This is a genomic window from Cupriavidus cauae (assembly GCF_008632125.1).
Classification (GTDB): Bacteria; Pseudomonadota; Gammaproteobacteria; order Burkholderiales; family Burkholderiaceae; genus Cupriavidus; species Cupriavidus cauae.
Genome location: NZ_VWRN01000034.1, coordinates 61,163 through 85,849, shown reverse-complemented (window position 1 = coordinate 85,849; position 24,687 = coordinate 61,163). Strand labels below are relative to the sequence as shown.

General features: G+C 69.7%; 18 protein-coding genes. 6 read left to right on the top strand and 12 right to left on the bottom strand.

Features of this window, described 5'->3' with window-relative positions:
* Position 1 precedes the first annotated feature (1 nt).
* The 4 genes from F1599_RS12635 to F1599_RS12620 all read left to right on the top strand — a co-directional run bounded on the left by F1599_RS12635 (position 2) and on the right by F1599_RS12620 (position 5,027).
* Complete coding sequence (locus F1599_RS12635) at positions 2-1,507, top strand: peptidylprolyl isomerase (protein WP_149317091.1); 1,506 nt, start codon at positions 2-4, stop codon at positions 1,505-1,507.
* A gap of 93 nt (positions 1,508-1,600) precedes the next feature.
* On the top strand, positions 1,601-2,704 hold the full coding sequence (gene pdxA / locus F1599_RS12630; protein ID WP_223819614.1) for a 4-hydroxythreonine-4-phosphate dehydrogenase PdxA: 1,104 nt from the start codon (positions 1,601-1,603) through the stop codon (positions 2,702-2,704).
* 10 nt (positions 2,705-2,714) lie between these two features.
* The gene (gene rsmA / locus F1599_RS12625; RefSeq protein WP_150083319.1) at positions 2,715-3,527 is read left to right on the top strand and encodes a 16S rRNA (adenine(1518)-N(6)/adenine(1519)-N(6))-dimethyltransferase RsmA; all 813 of its coding nucleotides are present in this window, start codon (positions 2,715-2,717) and stop codon (positions 3,525-3,527) included.
* Between the two features lie 213 nt (positions 3,528-3,740).
* On the top strand, positions 3,741-5,027 hold the full coding sequence (locus tag F1599_RS12620) for an ankyrin repeat domain-containing protein (RefSeq protein ID WP_150083318.1): 1,287 nt from the start codon (positions 3,741-3,743) through the stop codon (positions 5,025-5,027).
* 96 nt (positions 5,028-5,123) lie between these two features.
* Here F1599_RS12620 and gloA read toward each other — a convergent pair whose 3' ends face one another.
* Complete coding sequence (gene gloA, locus F1599_RS12615) at positions 5,124-5,531, bottom strand: lactoylglutathione lyase (protein ID WP_149316789.1); 408 nt, start codon at positions 5,529-5,531, stop codon at positions 5,124-5,126.
* Positions 5,532-5,784: 253 nt separating this feature from the next.
* Here gloA and F1599_RS12610 point away from each other — a divergent pair, with 253 nt between their 5' ends.
* Entirely contained in the window at positions 5,785-9,954 is a 4,170-nt protein-coding gene (locus F1599_RS12610) for an ankyrin repeat domain-containing protein (protein ID WP_150083317.1), read from the top strand.
* A gap of 81 nt (positions 9,955-10,035) precedes the next feature.
* Here the strand turns inward: F1599_RS12610 and F1599_RS12605 are convergent, their stop codons facing one another.
* From F1599_RS12605 to miaB, 11 genes are all read right to left on the bottom strand, one after another.
* A complete protein-coding gene (locus F1599_RS12605) occupies positions 10,036-10,917 on the bottom strand; it encodes a M48 family metallopeptidase (RefSeq protein WP_370639527.1) in 882 nt (293 codons plus the stop codon).
* Positions 10,914-11,666 carry a lysophospholipid acyltransferase family protein gene (locus F1599_RS12600; protein WP_006579167.1) on the bottom strand — a complete coding sequence of 251 codons (753 nt, stop codon included), beginning with the start codon at positions 11,664-11,666 and terminating at the stop codon, positions 10,914-10,916. The genes F1599_RS12605 and F1599_RS12600 overlap by 4 nt, the downstream gene beginning before the upstream one ends.
* Positions 11,663-12,304 (bottom strand): D-glycero-beta-D-manno-heptose 1,7-bisphosphate 7-phosphatase, encoded by a 642-nt coding sequence (gene gmhB / locus F1599_RS12595; protein WP_150083316.1) that lies wholly within the window; start codon positions 12,302-12,304, stop codon positions 11,663-11,665. Before gmhB ends, F1599_RS12600 begins: the two co-directional genes overlap by 4 nt.
* 65 nt (positions 12,305-12,369) lie before the next feature.
* Positions 12,370-14,493 (bottom strand): glycine--tRNA ligase subunit beta, encoded by a 2,124-nt coding sequence (gene glyS, locus F1599_RS12590; RefSeq protein ID WP_150083315.1) that lies wholly within the window; start codon positions 14,491-14,493, stop codon positions 12,370-12,372.
* Between the two features lie 64 nt (positions 14,494-14,557).
* Positions 14,558-15,151: a hypothetical protein gene (locus tag F1599_RS12585; protein WP_149316794.1), complete on the bottom strand. Its 594-nt coding sequence runs from the start codon at positions 15,149-15,151 to the stop codon at positions 14,558-14,560.
* Complete coding sequence (gene glyQ / locus F1599_RS12580; protein WP_150083314.1) at positions 15,148-16,143, bottom strand: glycine--tRNA ligase subunit alpha; 996 nt, start codon at positions 16,141-16,143, stop codon at positions 15,148-15,150. Before glyQ ends, F1599_RS12585 begins: the two co-directional genes overlap by 4 nt.
* Before the next feature lie 449 nt (positions 16,144-16,592).
* Complete coding sequence (gene lnt / locus F1599_RS12575) at positions 16,593-18,299, bottom strand: apolipoprotein N-acyltransferase (RefSeq protein ID WP_150083313.1); 1,707 nt, start codon at positions 18,297-18,299, stop codon at positions 16,593-16,595.
* Positions 18,296-19,168, bottom strand: a complete 873-nt coding sequence (locus tag F1599_RS12570; protein WP_149316797.1) for an HlyC/CorC family transporter — start codon at positions 19,166-19,168, stop codon at positions 18,296-18,298. Before F1599_RS12570 ends, lnt begins: the two co-directional genes overlap by 4 nt.
* Positions 19,169-19,439: 271 nt before the next feature.
* Positions 19,440-20,189, bottom strand: coding sequence for an rRNA maturation RNase YbeY (gene ybeY, locus F1599_RS12565; RefSeq protein WP_150083312.1), 750 nt, complete (start codon positions 20,187-20,189; stop codon positions 19,440-19,442).
* A gap of 1 nt (position 20,190) precedes the next feature.
* Positions 20,191-21,186: a PhoH family protein gene (locus F1599_RS12560; RefSeq protein WP_149316799.1), complete on the bottom strand. Its 996-nt coding sequence runs from the start codon at positions 21,184-21,186 to the stop codon at positions 20,191-20,193.
* A gap of 133 nt (positions 21,187-21,319) precedes the next feature.
* Positions 21,320-22,636, bottom strand: a complete 1,317-nt coding sequence (gene miaB / locus F1599_RS12555) for a tRNA (N6-isopentenyl adenosine(37)-C2)-methylthiotransferase MiaB (RefSeq protein ID WP_262484850.1) — start codon at positions 22,634-22,636, stop codon at positions 21,320-21,322.
* A gap of 469 nt (positions 22,637-23,105) precedes the next feature.
* On the opposite strand from miaB, the gene F1599_RS12550 reads away from it, so the two are divergent.
* Entirely contained in the window at positions 23,106-24,668 is a 1,563-nt protein-coding gene (locus F1599_RS12550; RefSeq protein ID WP_150083311.1) for a DEAD/DEAH box helicase, read from the top strand.
* Positions 24,669-24,687 lie beyond the last annotated feature (19 nt).

Here is a 24,687-nt window from a genome sequence, read left to right as displayed (position 1 = left end):
GATGAAGCGTCAAGCAGTTTCCGTATTTTCCGTTGCCGCGGCTTCGTCGCGGCGTTCGCGCGGCATCGTGCTGTCGGCATTGCTAGCCTGCGTGGCCGTTCCGGCGGCGGCGCAGCTCAAGGCACCCGGCGGGTCCGGCTCCACACCGCGCGCCACCGGCATCTTCGTGCCGCAAGGCTCGCAGGCCACGCCGCCGACCTCGCCCACCCAGCCGCGGCTGGGTTCGGGGCAGCGCACCGGCCGCTCGCAACTGGTCGACGAGGTGGTGGCGGTGGTCAACAACACCGTGATCACGCGGCGCGAGCTGCTCGATAGCGCCGACGAGATCGAGAACCAGCTGCGTACGGCCGGCCGTCCGATTCCGCCGCGGGAGGAACTGCTCGGCGACGTGCTGGAACGGCTGGTGATGGAGCGCGTGCAGACCCAGGCCGCGCAGGACGCCGGCATCCGCGTGACCGACCAGGAGGTCGACCGCGCGATCGAATCGGTCGCGCAGCAGAACCGCATCAGCGTGGCCGATCTGCGTGCGCAGGTCGACCGCAGCGGCATGACCTGGGACAAGTACCGCAGCGAGCTGCGCAAGCAGGTGCAGGTGATCCGGCTGCGCGAGCGCGAGGTCGATTCCAAGGTGCAGGTGTTCGACGGCGAGATCGACAACTATCTGGCCGCGCGCGCGGCACGCAGCGGTGCCGCCCCGACCGGCGAGCCGCAGTACGACGTCGCCCAGATCTTCGTGCGCGTGCCCGAGGGCGCCAGCGAGGCGCAGAAGGCGCAGCTGCGCGCCAAGGCGGAAGGGCTGCTGAAGCAGGCCCAGGGCGGCGCCGACTTCGCGCAGCTGGCACAGAACAATTCCGACGGCGCCGAAGGTCCCAAGGGCGGCTCGCTGGGCTACCGCGAAATCGGCCGCCTGCCGGCGCAGTTCGCCAACGCCGTGCTCGACCTGCAGCCGGGCAAGGTGGTGCCGGAGGTCGTCGAAAGCCCCGCCGGTTTCCATGTGCTCAAGCTCGCCGGCAAGCGCACCGCGCCTGCCGGCGGCGATGTCGCGCCGAGCCGCATCACCCAGACCCAGGTGCGCCATATCCTGATCCGCACCGGCCCCAACATGCCCGAGGCCGAGGCGCGCCGCCAGCTGTCCACGCTGCGCGAACGCATCCAGCACGGCACGCAGTTCGCCGATGTCGCCAAGCGCTATTCGCAGGACGGCTCGGCACAGAACGGCGGCGAGCTCGGCTGGGTGTCGCCCGGCGAGCTGGTCCCCGAGTTCGAGCAGGCGATGAACCGGCTGCGCCCGGGCGAGGTTTCCGAGCCGGTCACCAGCCAGTTCGGCGTGCACCTGATCCAGGTCGAAAACCGCCGCGAGGTCGAGGTGTCGCCGGAGAAGCAGCGCGACTTCGCCCGCGCCGAGGTGCGCGAGCAGAAGCTGCGCGCCGCCTACGAGGACTGGCTGCGCCAGCTGCGCGAGGCCGCCTATGTCGAATACCGGACCAATCGCGAGGCGTCCCGTTAAGGGACTCGCGAACGGACCGGCCATGGGACCCGCCACAGGACCCGCCATAGGACCTGCCATGGGACCCGCCAAGGGCTCCGTTTCGCGACCACGATGACCGCGCCGCCTGCCACACCCTCCTCCTCGCCCGCCCCGTCCGTCCCATCGCATCCGGCCGCGCCGCTGCCGATCGCGATCACGACCGGCGAGCCGGCCGGCATCGGGCCGGACATCACGATCCGCGCGGTGCTGGAGCTGGCCGGCGGGCAGGGCGGTCCGCGCTTCCATGTGCTGGGCGACGCGCGGCTGCTGGCCGAGCGGGCCGCGGCGCTCGGACTGGCGCAGGCGTGGCAGGCCAAGCTCGATGCGGGCGAGGCGGTGGTCGAAGATATTCCGCTGGCGGCTCCATGCACGCCGGGCGTGCTCGACGCGCGCAACGGCCGCCATGTGCTGGCGCTGCTCGATGCGGCGCTGGCCGGCCTGCTGCCCCAACCGGGGCAGGCCGCCCGCTATGCGGCCGTGGTCACCGCACCGGTGCAGAAGAGCACCATCAATGACGCCGGCGTGCCCTTCACCGGCCATACCGAATATCTGGCCGAGCGGGCCGGCGTGTCGCGCGTGGTGATGATGCTGGCCGGCCCGCAGCCGGCGCATGCCAATGCGATGCTGCGGGTGGCGCTGGCCACCACCCATCTGCCGCTGCGCGCGGTGCCCGATGCGCTGGACGTGCCGATGCTGCTCGAGACGTTGACGATCGTCGACAACGATCTGCGGGGCCGCTTCGGCCTGACCCATCCCCGCATCCTGGTGACCGGCCTGAACCCGCACGCGGGCGAGAGCGGCCACCTCGGGCGCGAGGAGATCGACATCATCGCGCCGGCGCTGGCGAAGGCGCGCGAGGCGGGCATCGACGCGCGCGGCCCCTATCCGGCCGACACGCTGTTCCAGCCCCGGCTGCTGCGCGATGCCGACTGCGTGCTGGCGATGTACCATGACCAGGGCCTGGCGCCGCTGAAATACGGCACCTTCGGCCATGGCGTCAATATCACGCTGGGCCTGCCGTTCATCCGCACCTCGGTCGACCACGGCACGGCGCTGGACCTGGCCGCCACGGGCCGCGCCGAGCACGGCAGCATGATCGAGGCGATCCGCTGCGCCATCGGGATGGTCGGCCATACCGGGCGGCGCCTGCACGGCGAGCCGCCGGCCGGACACTGAAGAGACATCGATGCGTTCCCCTGTTCACCAGGGCCATACGGCCCGCAAGCGATTCGGCCAGAACTTCCTGGTCGACGACAGCATCATTCATGGCATCGTCAATGCCGTCGATCCGCAGGCGGGCGACCTCGTCGTCGAGATCGGTCCCGGCCTGGGCGCGCTGACCGAGCCGCTGCTGGAGCGCCTCGATCATCTGCACGTGATCGAACTGGACCGCGATCTGGTCGAACGGCTGCGCCGCCGCCACGGCGACCGCATGACGATCCACGCCGGCGATGCGCTCGCCTTCGACTTCGACGAGCTGAAGCAGCCCGGCCGCCCGCTGCGCATCGTCGGCAACCTGCCGTACAACATCTCCAGCCCGCTGCTGTTCCACCTGATGGAGTTCGCCGACCACGTGCGCGACCAGCATTTCATGCTGCAGAAGGAAGTGGTCGAGCGGATGGTCGCCGAGCCGGGCAGCAAGGCATTCGGGCGGCTGTCGATCATGCTGCAGGTCCGCTACCACATGGAGTACGTGCTCGACGTGCCGCCGGAGTCGTTCAACCCGCCGCCCAAGGTCGATTCGGCGGTGGTGCGGATGATTCCGTGGCCGCGCCATGAGGACGGCCGGCTGCGCTCGCCGTACGCCGCCTGCGACATGACCGTGCTGGGCGATCTCGTCACCGCCGCGTTCTCGCAGCGCCGCAAGGTGCTGCGCAACACGCTGTCGATGCTGCGCGATCATGTCGACTTCGACGCGATCGGCTTCGACCTGGGCCGCCGCGCCGAAGAGGTGCCGGTCGCCGAATACGTCGAGCTGGCCAATCGCATCGGCGGGTAAGGCGGCCCCGCCGTTGCCCTTGCGGGCTTCCTTTGCCGCTTCTTTCGCCGTCCCCTCCGCCGTCCCCTTCGCCGTTCGCTTTCCTCTGCCTTCCTTCCCGGTTCGCCGGCGGCCGCGGTCCAGCCGACCACCGCTGCAGCGCGCGAAAGAACCCCGCCCGAATGCTAAAGCCCGCCCTCCGGCGCGGATGAGAATCGCGCCGCGACAGGCCGAATGCCCCGTCGCCCGATCCCTCAACCGCAAAGGAGCGCGAGCATGCATGCACGCCTTACCACGACCCAGCCACCGCTGTTCCAGCCCGGCCCCGTGCCTGACGCCGTCCACCGTGCTGACCGCGGCGCCGGCGGCTCCGAAGCCGGCCGCGAACTGACGCTGGCGCTTCGGCGCCACGATGGGCCGGCGGTCCGCGAGTGGCTTGCCCGCGAGCCGACGGCGGTCGGCTGGCGCGACGAGCAGGGCAACACGCCCTTGCACACGGCGATCCGGTCGCGTTGCGAACCGGAGCTGATCAATACGCTGCTTGCCCATCGGGCGGATCCCGCCATCACCAACGGCGACGGCGATACCTGCATGCATCTGGCGCTGGGCATGCGCCCGACCATGCCGGCGGTGGTCCAGTCCTTGTTGGACCACGGGCGCTGGTTCGGCGGCGGCATCGGGCTCGGCGCGCTCGGCAAGCCGAACCGGCACGGCAGGACCGCGCTGGAGCTCGGCAGGGATGTGGGCGGCGCGCCGGCATCCGGCCATGCGGCGGTTCTGCCGGCGCTCGAGTCGGCGCTGGTGGAGTGGATGGAAGGGTTTCGCACCAGTGTGCTGGCCGCGATCGATGCCGACAATGCGGCCGCGGTGCGGCACCTGGTGACCACCGGCGGCTGGTGCCTCGATATGCCGCTGGCGGAAGAGCTGGATCTGTTGCAGCTGGCCTTGCGGTACGAGGCGCCGCGCGTGGCCTGCGACATCATCGACCTGGCGGCGGCGGTGGACAATCGCGTCGTGCTGGAACAGGCCAAAAGCCAGCTCGGCATGACGCCATTGATGACAGCGGTAGCGCTCAAAGCCGGCGCGCCATTCGCGCGCTTGCTGCTCCATGGCGTCCCCGTCGATGTCCAGGGGCCGTTCGGCCTCACGGCGCTGCATCTCGCCGCTGCGTCAGGTCAGCTGCATGCCGTGCGGCAGTTGGTGTCCTACGGCGCCCACCCGGACGCCCGCGACGAGACCGGCGCCACGCCGATCATGGCGGCAGCGTCGGCCGGACACCTGGACATCGTCAAGAGCCTGCGCGATGCCGGCGGCAACATCAACGGCCGCGATCGGCTGGGACGCACGCCGCTGATGTACGCGCACCTGGGCGACCAGCCGCTGGGCTTCATCTTGAAGATCATCATGGCGGGGGCGCGGACCGACATGGTGGATGGCGAGGGCCGGACCGTCAGGGACTATCAGCGCGAAAGCAATCTCCGTCGGGCGGCGGAGGGCAAGAGCACTTGCACCATCCTTTGAGGCCGCGGTGCGCCGCGCCGCGCCGACCGCGGCGCACCGCGGTACCGCGGCCCGGCGTGTCACCGCGTGCCCAGGGGCGCCGAGGCCCCGGGGCCGTCAAGGCCGGCTGGCGTCGCGCGTGGAGTTGCGCTCGATCAGCTCGATCTTGTAGCCGTCCGGGTCTTCGACGAAGGCGATCACCGTGGTGCCGCCCTTGACCGGGCCGGCCTCGCGCGTGACCTTGCCGCCCGCCGCGCGGATACGCTCGCAGGCGCCCGCGGCATCGTCCGTTTCCAGCGCGATATGGCCGTAGGCGGTACCCATCTCGTACTTGTCCACGCCATAGTTGTAGGTCAGCTCGAGCACCGCGGTCTCGCTCTCGGGGCCGTAGCCGACGAAGGCGAGCCGGTACTTGTATTCGGGATTGTCGCTCTCGCGCAGCAGCTGCATGCCGAGCACGCGGGTGTAGAAATCGATCGAGCGCTGCATGTCGCCGACACGGAGCATGGTGTGGAGGAGTCGCATGAATTGAAACCTTTGTGGATCGTTTTATAGGCGAGGACGTAGTTTAGTCGCATTTGACCGGTGAAGCAGGGCGACGGTCCCTCCCCGCGGCCCCTTGCCGCCTCCCTTCGCCGGCGCAGCGGGATCCGGATGCGGAACCCGCGGCCGAGGCCCGGCCGCCGTCGAAACCCGACATGCGGGCGCCATGTGTTAAGCAAAGCTGACGCAGCCACCTAAGATGGGCGCCTTTCAAACGGCGGATCGGAGAGCGGCGATGGTGATGATGGTCCTTGCGCAAGGCAATCCCGGCGGCATGGGGCCTGCCGCGGCAAATGGGGAGCCGCGGCGTGCGGGCGCTGGCCCCGACGAACCCGTGTACTACGACCCCGCCGCGCATGGCGACGTGAAGGCCTTTGGCCGATCCCCGGCATTCCCGCGATTCCGCAAGCAGTGCGAGAAGGCGGCCGCCAGCATAGCGGCCTGCGCCATGGCCGAGGACCTCAATCATCCGCTGCGCGGCGCCATCCATGCACTGGTGGAAGATCTCTTCGGCGACGATGTCGATGGCCCCGGGGCGCGCTTCCAGCCGCATCTGGAGCTTGCCTATACCGTCGTCAAGCCGGCGCTGGAGCGGATCGCTGCGCGATTGCACGATCCCCGGGTCTGCATGCCGTTGCGTACGCGGGTGATGCTTGCCCTGGCCGACAGCGTGCCCAAGTGCGGGCCCGGCGCGATCAATGGCATCGCCATGGCCGCCCACAAGCTCGATCTCGCCTGCGACAGCTCGCTGGCCGGCAGGGCGAGGGCGATCTTCCACGATGTCATGACGGAGCAGCTGCTTCGGCTGGTACTGCGCCAGGGCCACCGCGGTTGGGACACGCACCGTTTGCAGGCTTGCCTGAACGCGCTGTCCGAATGGCTTGGCCAGCCCGTCGTCAAGGATCCATTCGTCGCCGACCGTCCGCTGGAGGACTCCGACCGGCAGGCGCTGGCGGCCATCACCGAACCGGCAGAGGTGGCGCGCTTGACCGGAGCGATGCTGGCCCAATTGGCCGACGAGTATATGGAGGCCCTCAAGACGCGTATCGGCGCGGAGCATCCATTGTGGTCCGGGCAGGCGATTTCCGAGTCCGCCGTCGCGGCGGAGATCATGCCCCTGCTCGAAGACGATGCGCTGCTGCGCGACTTCGGATCCATCGAACTGGGGTCGCTGTTGCGCGAGCTCGGGCCCGACGAGCCCGGCGGCGGGTATCAGCTGTGTCCGGACCGGTCCCTGCTGCAATGGAACCTGGCGCGGACGCTGCGCGACATCGGTGTCCTGACCGGCGTGAAGTCCGACGTGTTGCGCCAGTGGAGCGAAGCGCCGCTGCAACCCGGCGGGCGGCCGCGCGACATGCAGTTGCATCGCTTCGCCGACGTCTTCTGGATCGAGAGCGTCCATGACGACCATGCCGTGCGTCTGCTGGAGCCGAGCGATCTGTGCCACCTCTACGAAGGCATGCGCATGCTTCCGGGACCGTTCGATGCGGAAGGTTTCCTGCGGCACGCCGGCAACCTGCTGCGCCGAGCGGTCGCCGCGCCGGACGGCGCCATCGTCGATGCATTGGGCGATTGCGTCGCCGCGGTTGCCGAGGGCGCCGAAGGCGATCCGGCCGGCGCCGAGGGGCTTGACCCCATCATCGAGGCGCTCAGGCGTTCGCCGCAAGCGTTCACGCAGTTCCAGCAACGGCTCGTCTCGGCGATGGCGTCGATGGCAGCGATGGCGCCGATGGCGGCCAGCGAGCCGGCGCCGGCTTCCACCGCATCACGCTGGCTCGCCTTGGCGCTGCGCTACCGCCTGCCGTTGCTGGCTTGCGCGGCGCAGCGGCGAAGCGCGCCAGAGGGCGATTGGCAACACGTGCGCCGCAATCCAGCCCGCTCGCCATTGCTCGGCGCCGCGAAGACGGGCGACGTCGCGATGCTGGCCGGGTTGATGGCCGGGGGAGCGCAGCTCGCGCCGGTGGCCTACGAAGCGATCGAGTTGGCCCGGCGCAGCGGCCATCCCGAGGCGGCAGACTTCGTGCAGGCGACGCTGGACGCGCAGGCGCAGACGATCGCCGCGATTCGCGCCGGCCGGTTCGATGCCGTGCAGGCCGCGCTGCCGGACACGCCGGGGCCGCACTTCCGGGACCTGAGCGGCGATCCGCCATTGAAGCATGCGATCGAGAAGGGGCAGTACGCCATCGCGGCATGGCTGATCGAACAAGGGGCCGATCCCAACGCAATGACAGCACACCGTGTGCCGCTGCTGTCCCTGGCGATCGCGCGCGGGGACATCGCCATGGTAGGCTTGCTGCTGCAGCACGCCGCCCGCGATGCCGGTCCGCGCCTGCACGCCATGCTGGACGAGGCCATCCGCGCGGCCTGCCAGGCACCGGACGACGTCGCCGTCGAGGTGTGCCGCCTGCTGCTGGCCGTCTCGCCCGCATGGTTGGCATCCCGCCAGCGGGACAGCTTGCCGTGGCAAGCGCTCGAAACGGCGATCCGTACTGGCCGCCACAAGCTGCTCGCGTACCTGATCCAGTCGCCTCTGGCCGTGGCGGCGAGATGGCAATGCTCGGGCGAGTCCTTGTTGCATCAGGCAAGTACGCTGGCCGATTCGGAATCGGCCTACCACCTGACGCGCATCCTGCTCGATGCCGGTTGCCGCTGGGCACCGGATGGCCGGCTGGCCAAGGCCTCCATGGACGCCGCCATCCGCGGCCGCAATGTGCCGCTGTGGACGTTGATGCTGCCCCATTGCAGCCAGGCACAGCGGATCGATGCCCTGACGGCGGTATGGCGGCTCGACCCTTGCACACCGCTGCTCGTACCCATTCTCGACACGCTCTCCCCCGAGCGCGCCGGATCGTGGCCCGAAGCGTCGATCGATGCGATTCTCGATAGCGCAATCGTCGCCGGCGGGGGCGACCGCCTGGCGGCGTGGCTCGCGCAACCGCCATTCGCCAAGGCCTATCCGGCCTGGTTGCGCGGCGCGTGGGAGCGCGCGATCAGCGCGGACAGCGGCCGGATGATGAGGCGCTTGCTGGCGCTGCCGGCGCGCGATGGCATCTCCCCGGCCGCCGCGATCCCCTGGGACTGGCTGCGGAACCCGGCCAATGCGGTGTTCGCGTCCAGGTTGGTCGCGTGCCTGTGGCAGTGGCGCGGGGCCCTTGGCAATGACGGCGACGCGGCGCTGGAGGAGCTCGCCTTCCGTGTCCGGCCGATCGACTGGGTCCAACAGCACGCCGCGACGCAGGAGACCGCCGATCGTGCGTTGATGGCGGTGCTGGGCGCAGTGCACACCGATGTGCAGGTCCTGCGCATGCTGCACTGGCCGCTGGTCAAGCCGCGAGCGCGCCATTTGGTGATGGCGCTGCGATCGCATCGCAACGAAATCGCCAAGGCCATATGGCATCGCCTGGACGAACAGGACCGTGCCGAGGTGCTAAGGGAACTGCCCGGCATGATTCGCGACGACTATCGGGCCGACAACGAGGACTGGCGCCGGCTCGCGCGGTGGTGGATCGAGCAAGGCGGCCATGCCGACATACCGGTCGATCACCGCGGAGGCGCGACGTTGCTCGTTGCCGCCGTCGAGTGCGGCGATGTCGAACTGGTGCGCGCCTGCCTCGAGCAGGGGGACTCGCTGCTGGCCCCGCTTGCCGACGGCCGGACCGCGCTCGATGTCGTGGCCGCCGAGGGCTCTCCGGAAGTGGCCGCCGCGGTGGTTGCCGGAATGAGGGCCGACCGGATCGGCGCCATCGTGAGCCGTGGCGCCGGAACGATCCGAGCCTTGATCGCGTGTCTGCAGCGGGTGGAGGCGATACACGGCTTCGATCCGAAACGATGGGATGCCCTGGCCCGGCGCGACGCCGTCGTTGTCGACCTGGTGGACTGCCTCGCCAGCGGTCCTCGGACCGCTGCAAAGCGCTTGATCGAACCGTTGGCGCCCCAGCTGCTGGCGCTGGCCCTGTGCTGTCCGCCAGCGGTCGTCGATCGGCTGGAAAACGCCACCGGGATATCGGTTGGCGGCAAGGCCGGACAGCGCCTGCTGCGCGACGCGGCGAGCGTCGGCGACTGGAACCGGATCGTCAAGGCGCTCAGGGCAGGCGCGCAATGGCATGACCTGCGGGAAGCGCGCGAGCTGCTCGGCAAGGCCATCGCCGACAACGCCATCGAGGTGGGACGCGACATGGATCTGCTGCTCGGCAAGCTGCGGGAAAAGGCCAGGGCGCGCAATCCGTTCAGCCGCCTGATTGCATTTCTGCGCCATGGACGCGATGCCTGGATCAACACGCCGTTGGCCAGCGGGGAAACGCTGCGTTCGCTGGCGGAGCGCTGGAGGCGGGACGGTTGGCTGTCGCAGTTGCGCCAATGCGGCGCAGCCAGTCGCGACAAGACGGTGGGGCTTGCCTCCGCCTAGCGCGGGCGCGGCGCCAGCGCGGCGAGCGGCACCGGTAGGGCCAGCGGTGGGGGCAGCGACAGCGACAGCCGGGGCGCCGCTTCAGAACGCCGGCAGGGCTTCCGGCGGATGGCTGCGCAACTGCGCGCGGGCGTCGCGGAACTCGGGGAAGATCGACGCCACCGTGTCCCAGAAACGCGGGCTGTGGTTCATTTCCTTCAGATGCGCCAGCTCGTGCGCGGCCACATAGTCGATCACCGACAGCGGGAAATGCATCAGCCGCCAGCTCAGGCGGATCTTGCCGTCCGAGGTGCAGCTGCCCCAGCGCGTATTGGCCGAACTCAGCGCGAAGGCGCGGTGGCGCACGCCGAGCTTTTCCGCATAGATATCGAGCCGTTCGGCCAGCAGGCGCTTGGCCTGGTGCTGCAGCCAGGCTTGCACGCGGTCCTTGATCTGTTGCTCGTCGGCCTGCTCCGGCAGCGCCAGATGCAGCACGCGTGCCTCGCCATCGAACAGCAGCGTACCGGTCGGCGAATCAAGGCGCAGCGTGATGGGTTTCCCGAGGAAGGGCAGGGTCGCGCCGTCGCGCCACTGCACCGCGGGCAGCACGCGCTGCGCGTCGCGCTGCTGCCATTCGGCAAGCTTGCCGAAGATCCAGCGCTGCTTCTCGGCGATGGCCGCCTCGATGTCGGCGATCGTGACCCAGCGCGGCGCCGTGATCGACAGCCCGCGGTCATCGATGACGAAACCGATGGTGCGCCGGGACGAACGCTTCAGCGTGTAGTGGAGCGGACGTTCGCCGAGCCGCAGCAGCCGGGCGTTGGGCTGGGGCGCCGGCCAGGGTGCCGTGGCAGGGCCGGCCGACGTGGTGCCATCGAGCGCGCTGGCCGCCGGCCGCGCGCCGGACGTGCCGGCGCCGGAATCCATCAACGGCAGTTCCATCTGGCCGTCCGCGGGTTCCGGAGCGCGGCGTGCCGGCTTCATGCAGGCTGCCCTCGCAGATAGCTCTCCGGATCGATGCGGCGCATGTCGCGCTCGATCCATTGCTCGACTTCCTGGTTCAGCATGTCGGCGGTCTTGTGCGCCGACGACAGCGGCGGGCCGATCGAGATCGTGATGGTGCCGGGGTACTTCAGAAACGAGTTGCGCGGCCACAGGCGGCCCGAGTTGACCGCGATCGGAATCACCGAGGCGCCGGTCTCGACCGCCAGGCGTGCCCCGCCGCTCTTGTAGCGCGGGTTTTCCATGCCGGCGGGGGTGCGGGTGCCTTCGGGGAACATGATGATCCACGCGCCTTCGGCGAGCCGCTCGCGGCCCTGGCGCACGGCCGAGGCGAAGGCGCGCGAACCGTCCTTGCGGTTGATATGGACCATCTTCAGCATGCCGAGCGCCCAGCCGAAGAACGGCACGAACAGCAGCTCGCGCTTGAAGACGAAGCACAGCGGCTTGGGCATCGTCGCCACCAGCGCCACGGTCTCCCACGCCGACTGGTGCTTGGACAGCAGCACCACCGGCTTGTCGATCATGGCCTGCAGATGCTCGCCGCCTTCGATGCGGTAGCGGATGCCGCAGATCAGCCAGGCGGCGCCGATCACCAGCTTGGGCCACCCGCGCACGAAGCGATAGCGCCGATTGGCGCTCATGAAGGGGAAGGCCAGGAAGCAGGCACAGGCATAGGGAGGCGTCAGTACCAGCAGGTACAACGCGAACAGCAGGGAGCGTAGAAAGATCATCGAGGGTTCGTCGAGTCAACCGGTGACGTGGCGGATGGCGAAGCGGCCGTGCCCGCGTGCGATGCCGCGGCGCCGTGGCGCGTGCCTTCGCCTTCGAGCAGCCAGCGCGAGAACGCGCGCAGATCGTCGTGGACCAGCGTGCCGGGCGGCAGGCCGCCCTTGGCCAGCGTGGCTTCGCCCTTGCCGGTGCGCACCAGATGCGGCGTGCAGCCGAAGGCGACGCCCGCCTGCAGGTCGCGCAGCGAATCGCCGACGATCGGCACGCCGCGTAGCTCGATGCCGAAGCGTTGCGCCGCCTGCTGGATCAGGCCGGGTTTGGGCTTGCGGCAGTCGCAATCGTCCGCCGCGGTGTGCGGGCAGAAGAAGATCGCCTCGACGCGGCCGCCGAGGCGGGCCAGCGCCTTGTACATCTTCTCGTGCATCGCGTTGAGCGCGCTCATCTCGAACAGGCCGCGGCCGATGCCCGACTGGTTGCTGGCGACCACGACGCGGTAGCCGGCCTCGTTCAGCGCGGCGATCGCTTCCAGGCTGCCGGGGATCGGAATCCATTCGTCCGGCGTCTTGATGAACTGGTCGCTGTCGAGGTTGATGACCCCATCGCGGTCCAGGATCACGAATTTGGGCGGTGTCTGCGGCATGGCGGCGCTTCGGTAACGGGTACGGTCGATGCTGCTGGTTCTGCTGGCCGTGCTGCGGGCGCGGGTCAACCGGCCAGCTTCGAGATGTCGGCGACGCGGTTGGCCAGCGCGTGCAGCGAGGCCAGCAGGGCCAGGCGGTTGGCGCGCAGCCCTGCGTCCTCGGCCATCACCATCACGCCGTCGAAGAAGCGGTCCACCGCCTCGCGCAGCCGGGCCAGATCGCGCAGCGCGGCGGTGAAGTCGCCGCGTGCGAACGCCGCCTCGACCCCGGGCCGCACGCTGTCGATGGCGGCATGCAGCGCGCCTTCGGCATCCTCCTGGAACAGCGCGGGGGCGACCTCGCCGACGGCCTCGGTATTCTTGCGCAGGATGTTGGTGATGCGCTTGTTGGCGGCCGCCAGCGCGGCCGCCTCGGGCAGCGCGGCGAAGGTGCGCACCGCCTCCATGCGGCCGAGGATGTCGTCGAGCCGCTGCGGGCGCAGGCTGACCACCGCCTCGACCTCGTTGGTGGTGTAGCCCTTGTCCTTCAGGTAGCCGCGCAGGCGGTCGTACAGGAAGTCGGTGATGTCCTCGCGCGCGGGCTTGACCGCCGGCACGCCGGCGAAGGCCTGCTCGGTCAGCGCCAGCAGCGCGTCGATGCCCAGCGGCAGCGGCGTCTCGACCAGCATGCGCAGGATGCCCAGCGCATGGCGGCGCAGCGCGAACGGGTCCTTCTCGCCGGTCGGCTGCAGGCCGATGCCCCAGATGCCGACGAGCGTCTCCAGCTTGTCCGCCAGCGCCACCGCGATGCTGACGGCGTTCGAAGGCAGCGCATCGCCGGCAAAGCGCGGACGGTAGTGTTCGGAGCAGGCCAGCGCGACTTCCTCGGCCTCGTCGTCGTGGCGGGCGTAGTAGGTCCCCATCGTGCCCTGCAGTTCGGGGAATTCGCCCACCATATCGGTCAGCAGGTCGGCCTTGGCCAGTTCCGCGCCGCGCATCGCGGCCGCCTTGTCGACCGGCACGCCGGCCCTGGCCAGCGCATCGGCGATATGGCCGGCGATCTGCTGCAGCCGCTGCACGCGGTCCAGCTGCGTGCCGATCTTGTTGTGATAGACCACGTTGGCCAGCTGCGGCACGCGCGAGGCCAGAGTCTTCTTGCGGTCCTGGTCGAAGAAGAACTTGGCGTCGGCCAGGCGCGGGCGCACCACGCGCTCGTTGCCGCCGATGATCGACTGCGGCGTGTCGGTGGCCAGGTTCGACACGATCAGGAAGCGGTTGCGCAGCTGGCCGTTGGCGTCGGTCAGCGCGAAGTACTTCTGGTTGGTCTGCATCGTCAGGATCAGGCATTCCTGCGGCACGGCGAGGAAGGCCTCCTCGAAATGGCAGGCGTAGACCACCGGCCATTCGACCAGCGCGTTGACCTCGTCGAGCAGCGCGTCCGGCATGATCACGCGGTCCGCGCCGGCGGCGGCCAGCAGCTGCTCGCGGATGCGCTCGCGCCGCTGCGCGTAGCTGGCCAGCACCTTGCCCTGGTTCTCGAGCACGGCGGCGTAGCGCTCGGCGTGCGCGATCTCGATCTCGCCCTCGGACAGGAAGCGGTGGCCCAGCGTGCGGTTGCCCGCGGCCAGCCCGAGCACCGAGACGGGCACGACCTTGTCGCCGTGCAGCGCGATCAGCCGGTGGGCCGGGCGCACGAAGTTGACCGTGCTGCCGTCCGGGCGCTGGTAGCTCATCACTTTCGGAATCGGCAGCTTGCCGATGGTGTCGTCCAGCGCGGCCTGCAGGCCGTCGGCCAGCACCGCGCCGCGCGCGGTGTAGCGGTAGAACAGCGCCTCGGCCTTGCCGTCGGAGGCACGCTCCAGCGTCTGCCAGTCGATCGCCTCGACGCCGACCGACTTCGCCAGCGCGGCCAGCTTTTTGGTCAGCGGTGCGGTCGGCTCGCCGGCGGCGTCCAGCGCCACCGACACCGGCAGCACCTTCTCGCGCTGCTCGCGGTCCGGCGCGCTGGCGCGCACGCCGCTGATCAGCGCGGCCAGGCGGCGCGGCGTGGCGTACGGCGTTACCGTGCTGCCGTCATCGAGCAGGCCGCGTTCGGCGAGGCCGGCGAACAGGCCCTGGGCAAAGGCCTCGCCCAGGCGCGCCAGCGCCTTCGGCGGCAGCTCTTCGGTGTACAGTTCGATCAGCAGCGAATCGGTCAGGGGTTGCGACATGAATCGGTTCCAACGGTTTGTGGCGCACGCCGGCATCGGCGGCGCCGGAAGGGTTCAGCGGTGCTCAACAGCGCGGTTCGACGCCGGACAGCAGCCATAGCCCGTGCTGCTGGCGAAACTGCAGCGTGGTCGAGCGGCACGCGGACTGCGCATTGCCGGCCAGCTTCTCGCTGTTGGCGGAGAAGCGCGCGTACAGGCGGTGATGGCGGCGATCGTAGCGGATCTCGTCGATGCGACCGCCGATCCAGAAATCGATCCGCGGCGGCAGTTGCGAGGCCGAATGATAGGTCCGCACCAGGCGCCGTTGCCGGCCGTTGCGGTGCACGGTCTCGACCCAGGTCAGCGGATAGCGGATCGCGCTCTCATAGGCGCGCAGCGGCACGCGCCGCCAGCCCAGGTCCCTGGACCCGGACAGGTCGCAGGACATCGAGCGCACCAGCTGCGTCCACTGGTCGATCGCGTTGGCGGGCGGCTGCAGATGCTTGTTGATGGCCTGCTGCAGCGCCTGCGAATCGCCTTCGCAGACATTGGCCTGCTCGGCCGAGGGGTAGAGCACCTGCGAGGCCTGGGCATAGGCCGACGGCACGATGGCGTGCGCGCCGCCCGCGGCGGCCACCGCCAGCGCGCAGCACAGCGCACGGCGTGCCATCGAATTCATGCGGCGGCCTCGACGGAGGGCCTGGCGGCCGTCGACGCGTCGCTCGCGGCGTTGGCACCGGCCGGTCCGCACATCGGGAAGCCCAGCGCCTCGCGCGATTCGTAGTAGGCCTGCGCGACCAGCCGCGACAGATTGCGGATGCGGCCGATATAGGCGGCGCGCTCGGTCACCGAGATCGCGCCGCGCGCGTCCAGCAGGTTGAAGGTGTGGGCGGCCTTGAGCACCTGTTCATAGGCCGGCAGCGCCAGCTTGACGCCCGCCGCCTCGGCCGCGTCACCGTCCGCGCCGACGCCCATCAGCCGCTTGGCCTCGCCCTCGTGCTCGGCGAAATGGCGGAACAGGATCTCGGTATTGCTCTGCTCGAAGTTGTAGGTCGACTGCTCGACCTCGTTCTGGTGATAGACGTCGCCGTAGGTCAGGCGGCGGGTCTTGCCGTTCTCCTCCCACTCGGTCCAGACCAGGTCGTAGACGTTTTCCACGCCCTGCAGATACATCGCCAGGCGCTCGATGCCGTAGGTGATCTCGCCCGTGATCGGCTTGCAGTCGATGCCGCCGACCTGCTGGAAGTAGGTGAACTGGGTCACCTCCATGCCGTTGAGCCAGACCTCCCAGCCCAGGCCCCAGGCGCCGAGCGTCGGGTTTTCCCAGTCGTCCTCGACGAAGCGGATGTCGTTCTGCTTCAGGTCCAGGCCCAGCGCCTCGAGCGAGCCCAGGTAGAGCTCGAGGATGTTCTCCGGCGCGGGCTTGAGCACCACCTGGTACTGGTAGTAGTGCTGCAGCCGGTTCGGGTTCTCGCCGTAGCGGCCGTCCTTGGGGCGGCGCGACGGTTGCACATAGGCGGCGCGCCACGGCTCGGGGCCGATCGCGCGCAGGAAGGTATGCACGTGCGAGGTACCGGCGCCAACCTCCAGATCGATGGGTTGCAACAGCGCGCATCCTTGCCGGTCCCAGTAGGACTGCAAGGTCAGGATCATTTGTTGGAAGGTCAGCATAACGAAGACGACGGATCGCGGAGAGTTGGCCCGGCGGCGGGCCACCGAAGCGGAAGCGGGCAGGGGACGGCGGCCGGGCCGGCCGGTCCCGCCGTTGCCAAACCCAGAATTCTAGCGGGTTTTTGCCCGGCAGCCGCCGAAGGGAAGGGGGAGGCAGGTGGGCGAGGACCTCGGGTAAATCCCGAGGGCGCTCAAGTTCCGGAAAGGCCTGCCGTTATCGATTTTTGTATACATTATTGAAAAGCTGTTCGACAGAGGCAGCGGACGGCGCCCCGCGGTGACCGTCGGCGCCAACAACGGGGACAAACATCATGTCGTTTCTCTCGCGCAAACCCTATCGGGTCGCCCTGGCAGTGATGGCGGCCGCCGCCGCGGTATCGATCGTGGCGGGCGTGATCCACTGAGGTTGGACCGCCAGGGCTGAGCACCGGCTCGGCCTCGGCACAGGCTCAGGCGCCGCCGCTCCGGCCACGGTCCTGGGCCGACGGCGCGCGCCAGGCCACCACCAGCAGCACCAGCAGGCAGCCGAGCACCGCCGGCACATTGCCGACCCGCACATAGGGCGTCAGCCCGCTTGTGCCCTGTACCTGCGCGCTCAGCGTGCCGGTGGTGAAGGTCGCCAGCCGCGCCGGCACGCTGCCGTCCGGGGCCACCACCGCCGTCATGCCGGTATTGGTCGAGCGCAGCATCGGCCGGCGCGTTTCCAGCGCGCGCATGCGAGAGATCTGCAGGTGCTGGTCCAGCGCGATGGTGTCGCCGAACCAGGCCAGGTTGGTGACGTTGACCAGCACATTGGCCGGCTGCGGCTGGCCGCGCAGCGTGCGCGCGATTTCCTCGCCGAACAGATCCTCGTAGCAGATATTGGGCGCCACCATGACGCCGCGCACCGGCAGCGGCGCCTGCGCCAGGCCGCCGCGGCGGAAGTCCCCCAGCGGCATCTTCATCATGTCGACGAACCAGCGGAAGCCCCAGGGGATGAACTCGCCGAAGGGCACCAGGTGGTGCTTGTCGTAGCGGTACAGGCCCTGCATCTCGGGGCCGATGCCGAACACGCTGTTGGTGAAGTCGATCGGCGAGTCGGCGCCCGCCGCGCCGAACAGCAGCGCGGTGCCGGTGCCGGTGCTGAACTGCCGCAGCGCCAGCGCGATCTCCGGCGGCATGTCCTGCAGGATCAGCGGAAACGCGGTCTCGGGCGTGACCACCAGGTCGGCCGGGGCGGCGGTGATCATGTCCCGGTACAGCGCGTTCGAGCGGGCGATGCCGGCCGCTTCGAACTTGATGTCCTGCGGCACGTTGCCCTGCAGCAGCCGCACCGACAGCGGCTTGCCGACCGGTTCGGTCCAGGCGCGGCCGGCCAGCAGCCAGCCGGCGCCGAGCACGGCCGCCAGCCCGAGCGGGACCGCGAGCCTTGCCCACAGCGTCGCCGACAGGGTCGCCGACGGCGCGGCGGCACGCTCGCCCTGCGGCAATCCGGGCGATTCCGCCGATCCCGGGCGCGCGACGCGCGCCAGCGCCGCCAGCCAGGCCGCGCAGACGGCGGCCAGCGCGCCGATGCCGTAGACGCCCAGCAGCGGCGCGTAGCCGGCCAGCGGACCGTCGGTGTGCGCGTAACCGCTGCCCAGCCACGGAAAACCGGTGAAGATCACGCCGCGCAGCCATTCGGTCAGGCCCCAGGCCGCGCCGAACGCCAGCGGCGCGGCCAGCAGGCCGAACCAGCCGGTGCGCCGAGCCGGATCGAAGCGCCGCGGCGCGGTGGCGCGATGCCAGGCGGCGGCCGCCAGCGCGGGGTAGAGCGCGAGGTAGGCCGAGAACAGCAGCACCGCGAGCGCGGCCATCCAGGCCGGCATCTCGCCGTAGACGTGCATGCTGATATAGAGCCACCAGATGCCGGACAGGAACCAGCCCAGCCCGAAGGCGTAGCCAAGCGCGGCGGCATCGCGCGCGCGGCGGGTGTCGAACAGCAGCGCGGCCAGTCCCGCCAGCGCCAGCAGCTGCAGCCACCACCAGTCCCGCGGCGCGAAGGCCTGGGTATGGGCGACGCCGAGCACGCCGGCCAGCAATAGACGGCCCCAGCGCGCGCGGCGGTGGGTGTCGCTCAGCGGTGTTTCGAGTTCGGCAGCGGCGGCGCCGTTCCAGCCCTGCGCCAGCCGCTTCATGCGTTGGCCACGGCGTCGGTGAGCGCGGGCGCTTCACGCCGGACCAGCAGCAGGTGCAGCTGGCGCGCATCGGCGCGCAGCACCTCGAAGCGCAGCGGCGGCAGCGTGATGATTTCCCCGCGGTGCGGCACGTGGCCGACATGGTTGGTCAGCAGGCCGCCGACCGTATCGACGTCGTCGTCGGGGAACTGGGTGCCGAAGGCCTCGTTGAACTGCTCGATCTCGGTCAGCCCGTGCACGCGCCAGCTGCCGTCGGGCAGCGGCACGATATTGTCGTCATCCTCGTCGAGATCGAATTCGTCCTCGATGTCGCCGACGATCTGTTCCAGCACGTCCTCGATGGTGACCAGCCCGGCGACACCGCCGTACTCGTCGACCACGATCGCGATGTGATTGCGGTTGTTGCGAAATTCGCGCAGCAGGATGTTCAGGCGCTTGGACTCGGGGATGAAGACCGCCGGCCGCAGCATCTCGCGCAGGTCGAAGTCGCTGTCGGTGTAGTAGCGCAGCAGGTCCTTGGCGAGCAGGATGCCGATGATGTTGTCGCGGCTGCCTTCGTAGACCGGAAAGCGCGAGTGCGCGGTCTCCTGCATGAAGGGGATGAAGGCTTCCGGCGCATCGGCGATATTGACCGCGTCCATCTGGGCGCGCGGCACCATGATGTCGCGCGCGGTCAATTCCGAGACCTGGAACACGCCTTCGATCATCGAGAGCGACTCGGCGTCGATCAGATTGCGGGCGTGGGCGTCCTGGAGGACTTCGAGCAATTCTGCCCGCGATTCGGGCTCGGGAGAAATCAGATCGCTCAGTCGTTCGAGCAGGGACCGGGGCCGGTCGACTGGTTTCGAACTAGGGTAAGGGTCGTTCATGGCGCAAGTTGCGCGTGGTGGATACCGGAGCAAGCATACACCAATTGTTTTTCGGTTCAGACCGGGGGCGGCCGGGGGTTGGCGCCACCGCCGGTCCGATGCGGCGCCGGGGTCGCACGGGCGGCGCCGCGCCGGAGGGATCGCGCCGGCCCCGTGCGGGGCGCGGGCGCAAGGTTTTGGTAGGCGGGCTCGGTCCGAATTTCGGCCCGGACCTCAGGCCGGATCTCGGGCCGAATATCGGGCCGGGCCGGGCCCGGTCCGGCCCCGGGACTCAGTGCCCCAGGCGCGGGCCGCGGTCGTCGCGGTACGGGTCGGCAAAGCCCAGCGCGAGCAGCGTCTCGGTCTCGATGGCCTCCATCTCCTCGGCCTCGGCGTCGTCCTCGTGCTCGTAGCCCTGGGCGTGCAGCGCGCCGTGCACCAGCAGATGCGCGTAGTGCGCCTCGAGCGGCTTGCCCTGTTCGCGCGCCTCGCGCTCGACCACCGGGCAGCACAGCACGATGTCGGCGCTGACCGGGTCGTCGTCGTGCTCGGCATAGGCGAAGGTCAGCACATTGGTCGCGTAGTCCTTGCCGCGGAAGCCCCGGTTCAGCGCGCGGCCCTCGTCCTCGTCGACGAAGCGCACCGTCAGCTGGGCATCGGCGAACAGCGCCGAGCGCAGCCAGGTCTGCACCCGCGCGCGCGGCGGCAGGCCGCGGCGGCCGCGGATGCCGTCGCCGTACTGCACGTCCAGCGTCAGTTCGGGCGGCGTGGCCGGCGTGCCGGTGGTGGTCAGCTGCGGCGTGGCGGTGACCGCCACCGCCAGCGCATCGTGGCTGTCGGGGCGGGCGAGCAGGCCCGCGCGCTGGCGCGGGTCGCTGTGCTCGGCCAGCAGCGACACCACGCCGTCGGCGGCTTGCGACAGGTCGACGGTCAGGCTGCGGCCGTCGGGCAGCTGCACGCGCAGCGCGTGCGCGGCGCTCTTGCGGGCCCGGCCTTCGCCGTCGAACAGGATCAGGCTGGGCGCTGGGTTCTTGCTGGTCAAATCAGGTGTCCTTGTGCTGGGCGTGGTATTCGTCGTAGGCCTCGACGATGCGCGCCACCAGCGGATGGCGCACCACGTCGATGCTGGTAAAGCGCGTCGCGGCGACACCGCGCACGTCGCGCAGCACGTGCTGCGCTTCGATCAGGCCGCTCTTCTGGCCGCGCGGCAGATCGATCTGCGTGGTGTCGCCGGTGATCACCGCCTTGGAGCCGAAGCCGATCCGCGTCAGGAACATCTTCATCTGCTCCGGCGTGGTGTTCTGCGCCTCGTCCAGGATGATGAAGGCATGGTTCAGCGTGCGGCCGCGCATATAGGCGAGCGGCGCGATCTCGATCATCTGGCGCTCGAACATCTTCTGCGTGCGGTCGAAGCCGAGCAGGTCGTACAGCGCGTCGTACAGCGGGCGCAGGTACGGATCGACCTTCTGCGCCAGGTCGCCGGGCAGGAAGCCCAGCCGCTCGCCGGCCTCGACCGCGGGCCGGGTCAGCACGATGCGCTTGACCGCGTCGCGCTCGAGCGCATCGACCGCGCAGGCTACCGCCAGATAGGTCTTGCCGGTGCCGGCCGGGCCGATGCCCATGGTCAGGTCGTGCGAGACGATATTGCGCAGGTAGTCGCGCTGCGCGGCGGTGCGGCCGACCAGGCCGGTACGGCGGGTATGCAGCACCGGCGATTCGTCGTCGGCGTCGCCGCCGGCGTCGTTCTCCGCCCCCGGCGGGCCCGCGACATGCGCCGCGTACTGACGCGTCTCGATCAGGCCCAGCTGCACGTCGTCGATCGACAGCGGGGTGCGGGCCTGGTTGTAGAAGCGCTCCAGCGCGGCGGCGGCCTCGTTGGCATTGGCGCCGCGCACCGTCATCTTGTGGCCGCGCCGCTGGATCGTGACGTCCAGCGCCTGTTCGACCTGGCGCAGGTTTTCGTCCAGCGGCCCGCACAGGTTCTGCAGGCGGGCGTTGTCGTCCTTGGGCGCCACGAATTCAGCGGAAGGAATTTTCATCGGGAGAGCGCTCCGTTCTTGTTCGTCGTTGGGCGTGCGATGGCCACGTGCCGGCCGCGGTCCTCGGCGGACTCGCGGCCCGGCGATCGTGCCTTCGATCGTCCCACTACCGGCACTCCTGGCACTCCTTGCACTACTGGCGCACCACGATCTCGCCGCGCAGCGAATGCGGGAAGGCCTCGGTGATGGTCACCTCGACCATCTGCCCGATCAGCCGGTCGCGGCTGGCCTGCGGCACGCCGGGCAGCGCGAAGTTGACCACGCGGTTGTTCTCGGTGCGGCCGTGCAGCTCGGTCGGGTCCTTGCGCGCCGGGCCCTCGACCAGGATGCGCTGCACCGTGCCGACCATGCCGCGGCTGATGCGCTGCACGTTTTCCTCGATGGTCGCCTGCAGCCGTTGCAGGCGGCGCAGCTTGACCTCGTGCGGCGTGTCGTCGTGCAGGTTGGCAGCGGGCGTGCCGGGCCGCGGGCTGAAGATGAACGAGAACGAGGTGTCGTAGCCGATCTCCTCGACCATCGCCATCAGCTTGTCGAAATCGGCATCGGTCTCGCCGGGGAAACCGACGATGAAGTCCGACGACATCGACATGGTCGGCCGGATCGCGCGCAGCTTGCGGATGATGCTCTTGTATTCGAGCACGCTGTAGCCGCGCTTCATCGCCATCAGGATGCGGTCCGAGGCGTGCTGCACCGGCAGGTGCAGGTGGTCGACCAGCTTGGGCACGCGTGCATAGACGTCGATCAGCCGCGCGGTGAATTCCTTCGGGTGGCTGGTGGTGTAGCGGATCCGCTCGATGCCCGGGATCTCGGCCACATATTCGATCAGCAGCGCGAAGTCGGCGATCTCGCTGGTGTCGCCCATGCGGCCGCGGTAGGCGTTGACGTTCTGCCCCAGCAGCGTGACCTCGCGCACGCCCTGGTCGGCCAGCCCCGCGATCTCGGCCAGCACGTCGTCGAAGGGGCGCGACACTTCCTCGCCGCGGGTATAGGGCACCACGCAGTAGCTGCAGTACTTCGAGCAGCCTTCCATGATCGACACGAAGGCGCTCGGGCCTTCGACGCGCGCGGGCGGCAGATGGTCGAACTTCTCGATCTCGGGGAAGGAGATATCGACCTGCGAATGGCCGCTCTGGCGGCGGCGCGCGATCATCTCGGGCAGCCGGTGCAGCGTCTGCGGGCCGAACACGACGTCGACATACGGCGCGCGCGAGACGATGGCCGCGCCTTCCTGGCTGGCCACGCAGCCGCCGACGCCGATCACCAGGTCGGGTTTGGCGGCCTTCAGCGCCTTCATCCGTCCCAGTTCGGAGAACACCTTTTCCTGCGCCTTCTCGCGTACCGAGCAGGTGTTGAACAGGATCACGTCGGCGTCTTCGGGGTTGTCGGTCTTTTCCAGGCCCTGGCTGGCGTGCAGTACGTCGACCATCTTGTCGGAGTCGTACTCGTTCATCTGGCAGCCATAGGTCTTGACGAAGACCTTTTTCGTGGGCGCGGCAGGGGCGGCGGCGGGCTGGGCCGGGGCGGCCTGGGTGTCTTGGGGACGTGGATTCATGGTGCCGATCTCAGTGGTTGACCTGGGGGCATCGGATGCTTCAGGGGGCGTTACATGGCCTGCCGCGCGGCCCGCCGCGGGGGCCGGCGCCAGGCGGGTGGACAGGCGGACAGGCAGGCGGGGACGGGGCAGGCGGGACAGCCCGCTATTCTACCCGCTCGGCACATGGGGCGTCCGGTGCGAATGCGCCGGGGCTGATACACTACGGGCCTTCCGAACCTGGAAGCGGAGGCAGTCGTTCCGCTTCCCCGGCGCCCTTCGCCCCGCCCAAGCAGGCGGTGACGGCGGCAGCCGGCCAGTCGCCACTATCCATGCCGGCCCCGACGATTGGCGCATCCGTGCGCAAGGGGCGGCCGAAACGAATTCCATGTCTTTTTCCGAACTAGGCTTGTCTGACAAGCTTGTACGCGCCGTGGCGGAGCAGGGCTATACCACGCCCACGCCGATCCAGGCACAAGCCATTCCCGCGATCCTGAAGGGCGGCGACCTGCTCGCCGGCGCCCAGACCGGTACCGGCAAGACCGCCGGTTTCACCTTGCCGATGCTGCAGCTGCTGTCGCGGGCCGAGCCGCCCGCGCGCGGCGAGCGGCCCCGCATCCGCGCGCTGGTGCTGACGCCGACGCGCGAACTGGCCGCGCAGGTCGAAGAGAGCGTGCGCAACTACGGCAAGTACCTGCGCCTGCGTTCGATGGTGATGTTCGGCGGCGTCGGCATCCATCCGCAGATCGACCAGCTCAAGCGCGGCGTCGATATCGTGGTGGCCACGCCGGGTCGTCTGCTGGACCACGTGGGCCAGCGCACCATCGATCTGTCGCATGTCGAGATGCTGGTGCTGGACGAGGCCGACCGCATGCTGGACATGGGCTTCATCCATGACATCCGCAAGATCCTGAACGTGCTGCCGCCCAAGCGGCAGAACCTGCTGTTCTCCGCGACGTTCTCCGACGAGATCCGCGCGCTGGCCGACCGCCTGCTCGACAATCCGGCCTCGATCGAGGTCGCGCGCCGCAACACCACGGCCGAGACCGTGGCGCAGCGCGTCTACGCGGTCGATCGCGAGCGCAAGCGCGAACTGCTGGCGCACCTGGTGCGCGAGCACGACTGGCATCAGGTGCTGGTCTTCACCCGCACCAAGCACGGCGCCAACCGGCTGGCCGAGCAACTGAGCAAGGAAGGCCTGTCGGCGCTGGCGATCCACGGCAACAAGAGCCAGTCGGCGCGCACGCGCGCGCTGTCCGAGTTCAAGGCCGGCACGCTGCGGCTGCTGGTGGCGACCGACATCGCCGCGCGCGGCATCGATATCGATCAGCTGCCCCATGTGGTCAACTTCGACCTGCCCAACGTGCCGGAAGACTATGTGCACCGGATCGGCCGTACCGGCCGTGCCGGCGCCGAGGGCGAGGCGGTGTCGCTGGTCTGCGTCGACGAGCATGGCCTGCTGCGCGACATCGAGCGCCTGATCAAGCGCCAGCTCGAGCAGATCGTGCTGCCGGGCTTCGAACCGGATCCGACCATCGCCCCCGAGCCGATCCAGAAGGGCCGCCAGGCGCGCGGCCAGAATGGCGGTGGAGGACGGGGACGTCCGCAGGGGAATGGCGGGGGCAATGGTGGTGGCAATGGTGGCGGCAGGCCCGCTGCCGGCGCGCCCTCGGGCGAGCGCCGGGCGGAAGCCCGGCCGCCGCGCCAGCCGCGTCCCGCCCGCCAGCCGCAGGAGGCCGGCGCCGCGCCCCAACGCAATGGCAAGCCCGGCGGTCAGCGCAGCGGTCAACCCAGCGGGCAGCCCAAGGGCGGTGCCCGCCAGGCCGGCAACGGCGAGCGTTCGCAGTCGGCACCGCGCGCGGCGTCCGAGTCGAATGGTCCCTCGCGCAACCGCCGGCCCGGCCCGCAGGCCGCGCTGCTCGGCGGACAGCGCTCGCGGCAGGGGTCCTGACGCGCGCGGTGTCCTAAGC

Coding starts and splice junctions, on each gene's coding strand:
- F1599_RS12635 (WP_149317091.1), top strand. CDS start 2: ATGAAGCGTCAAGCAGTTTCCGTATTTTCCGTTGCCGCGGCTTCGTCG.
- pdxA (WP_223819614.1), top strand. CDS start 1,601: ATGACCGCGCCGCCTGCCACACCCTCCTCCTCGCCCGCCCCGTCCGTC.
- rsmA (WP_150083319.1), top strand. CDS start 2,715: ATGCGTTCCCCTGTTCACCAGGGCCATACGGCCCGCAAGCGATTCGGC.
- F1599_RS12620 (WP_150083318.1), top strand. CDS start 3,741: ATGCCCCGTCGCCCGATCCCTCAACCGCAAAGGAGCGCGAGCATGCAT.
- gloA (WP_149316789.1), bottom strand. CDS start 5,531: ATGCGACTCCTCCACACCATGCTCCGTGTCGGCGACATGCAGCGCTCG.
- F1599_RS12610 (WP_150083317.1), top strand. CDS start 5,785: ATGGTGATGATGGTCCTTGCGCAAGGCAATCCCGGCGGCATGGGGCCT.
- F1599_RS12605 (WP_370639527.1), bottom strand. CDS start 10,917: ATGAAGCCGGCACGCCGCGCTCCGGAACCCGCGGACGGCCAGATGGAA.
- F1599_RS12600 (WP_006579167.1), bottom strand. CDS start 11,666: ATGATCTTTCTACGCTCCCTGCTGTTCGCGTTGTACCTGCTGGTACTG.
- gmhB (WP_150083316.1), bottom strand. CDS start 12,304: ATGCCGCAGACACCGCCCAAATTCGTGATCCTGGACCGCGATGGGGTC.
- glyS (WP_150083315.1), bottom strand. CDS start 14,493: ATGTCGCAACCCCTGACCGATTCGCTGCTGATCGAACTGTACACCGAA.
- F1599_RS12585 (WP_149316794.1), bottom strand. CDS start 15,151: ATGAATTCGATGGCACGCCGTGCGCTGTGCTGCGCGCTGGCGGTGGCC.
- glyQ (WP_150083314.1), bottom strand. CDS start 16,143: ATGCTGACCTTCCAACAAATGATCCTGACCTTGCAGTCCTACTGGGAC.
- lnt (WP_150083313.1), bottom strand. CDS start 18,299: ATGAAGCGGCTGGCGCAGGGCTGGAACGGCGCCGCCGCTGCCGAACTC.
- F1599_RS12570 (WP_149316797.1), bottom strand. CDS start 19,168: ATGAACGACCCTTACCCTAGTTCGAAACCAGTCGACCGGCCCCGGTCC.
- F1599_RS12560 (WP_149316799.1), bottom strand. CDS start 21,186: ATGAAAATTCCTTCCGCTGAATTCGTGGCGCCCAAGGACGACAACGCC.
- miaB (WP_262484850.1), bottom strand. CDS start 22,636: ATGAACGAGTACGACTCCGACAAGATGGTCGACGTACTGCACGCCAGC.
- F1599_RS12550 (WP_150083311.1), top strand. CDS start 23,106: ATGTCTTTTTCCGAACTAGGCTTGTCTGACAAGCTTGTACGCGCCGTG.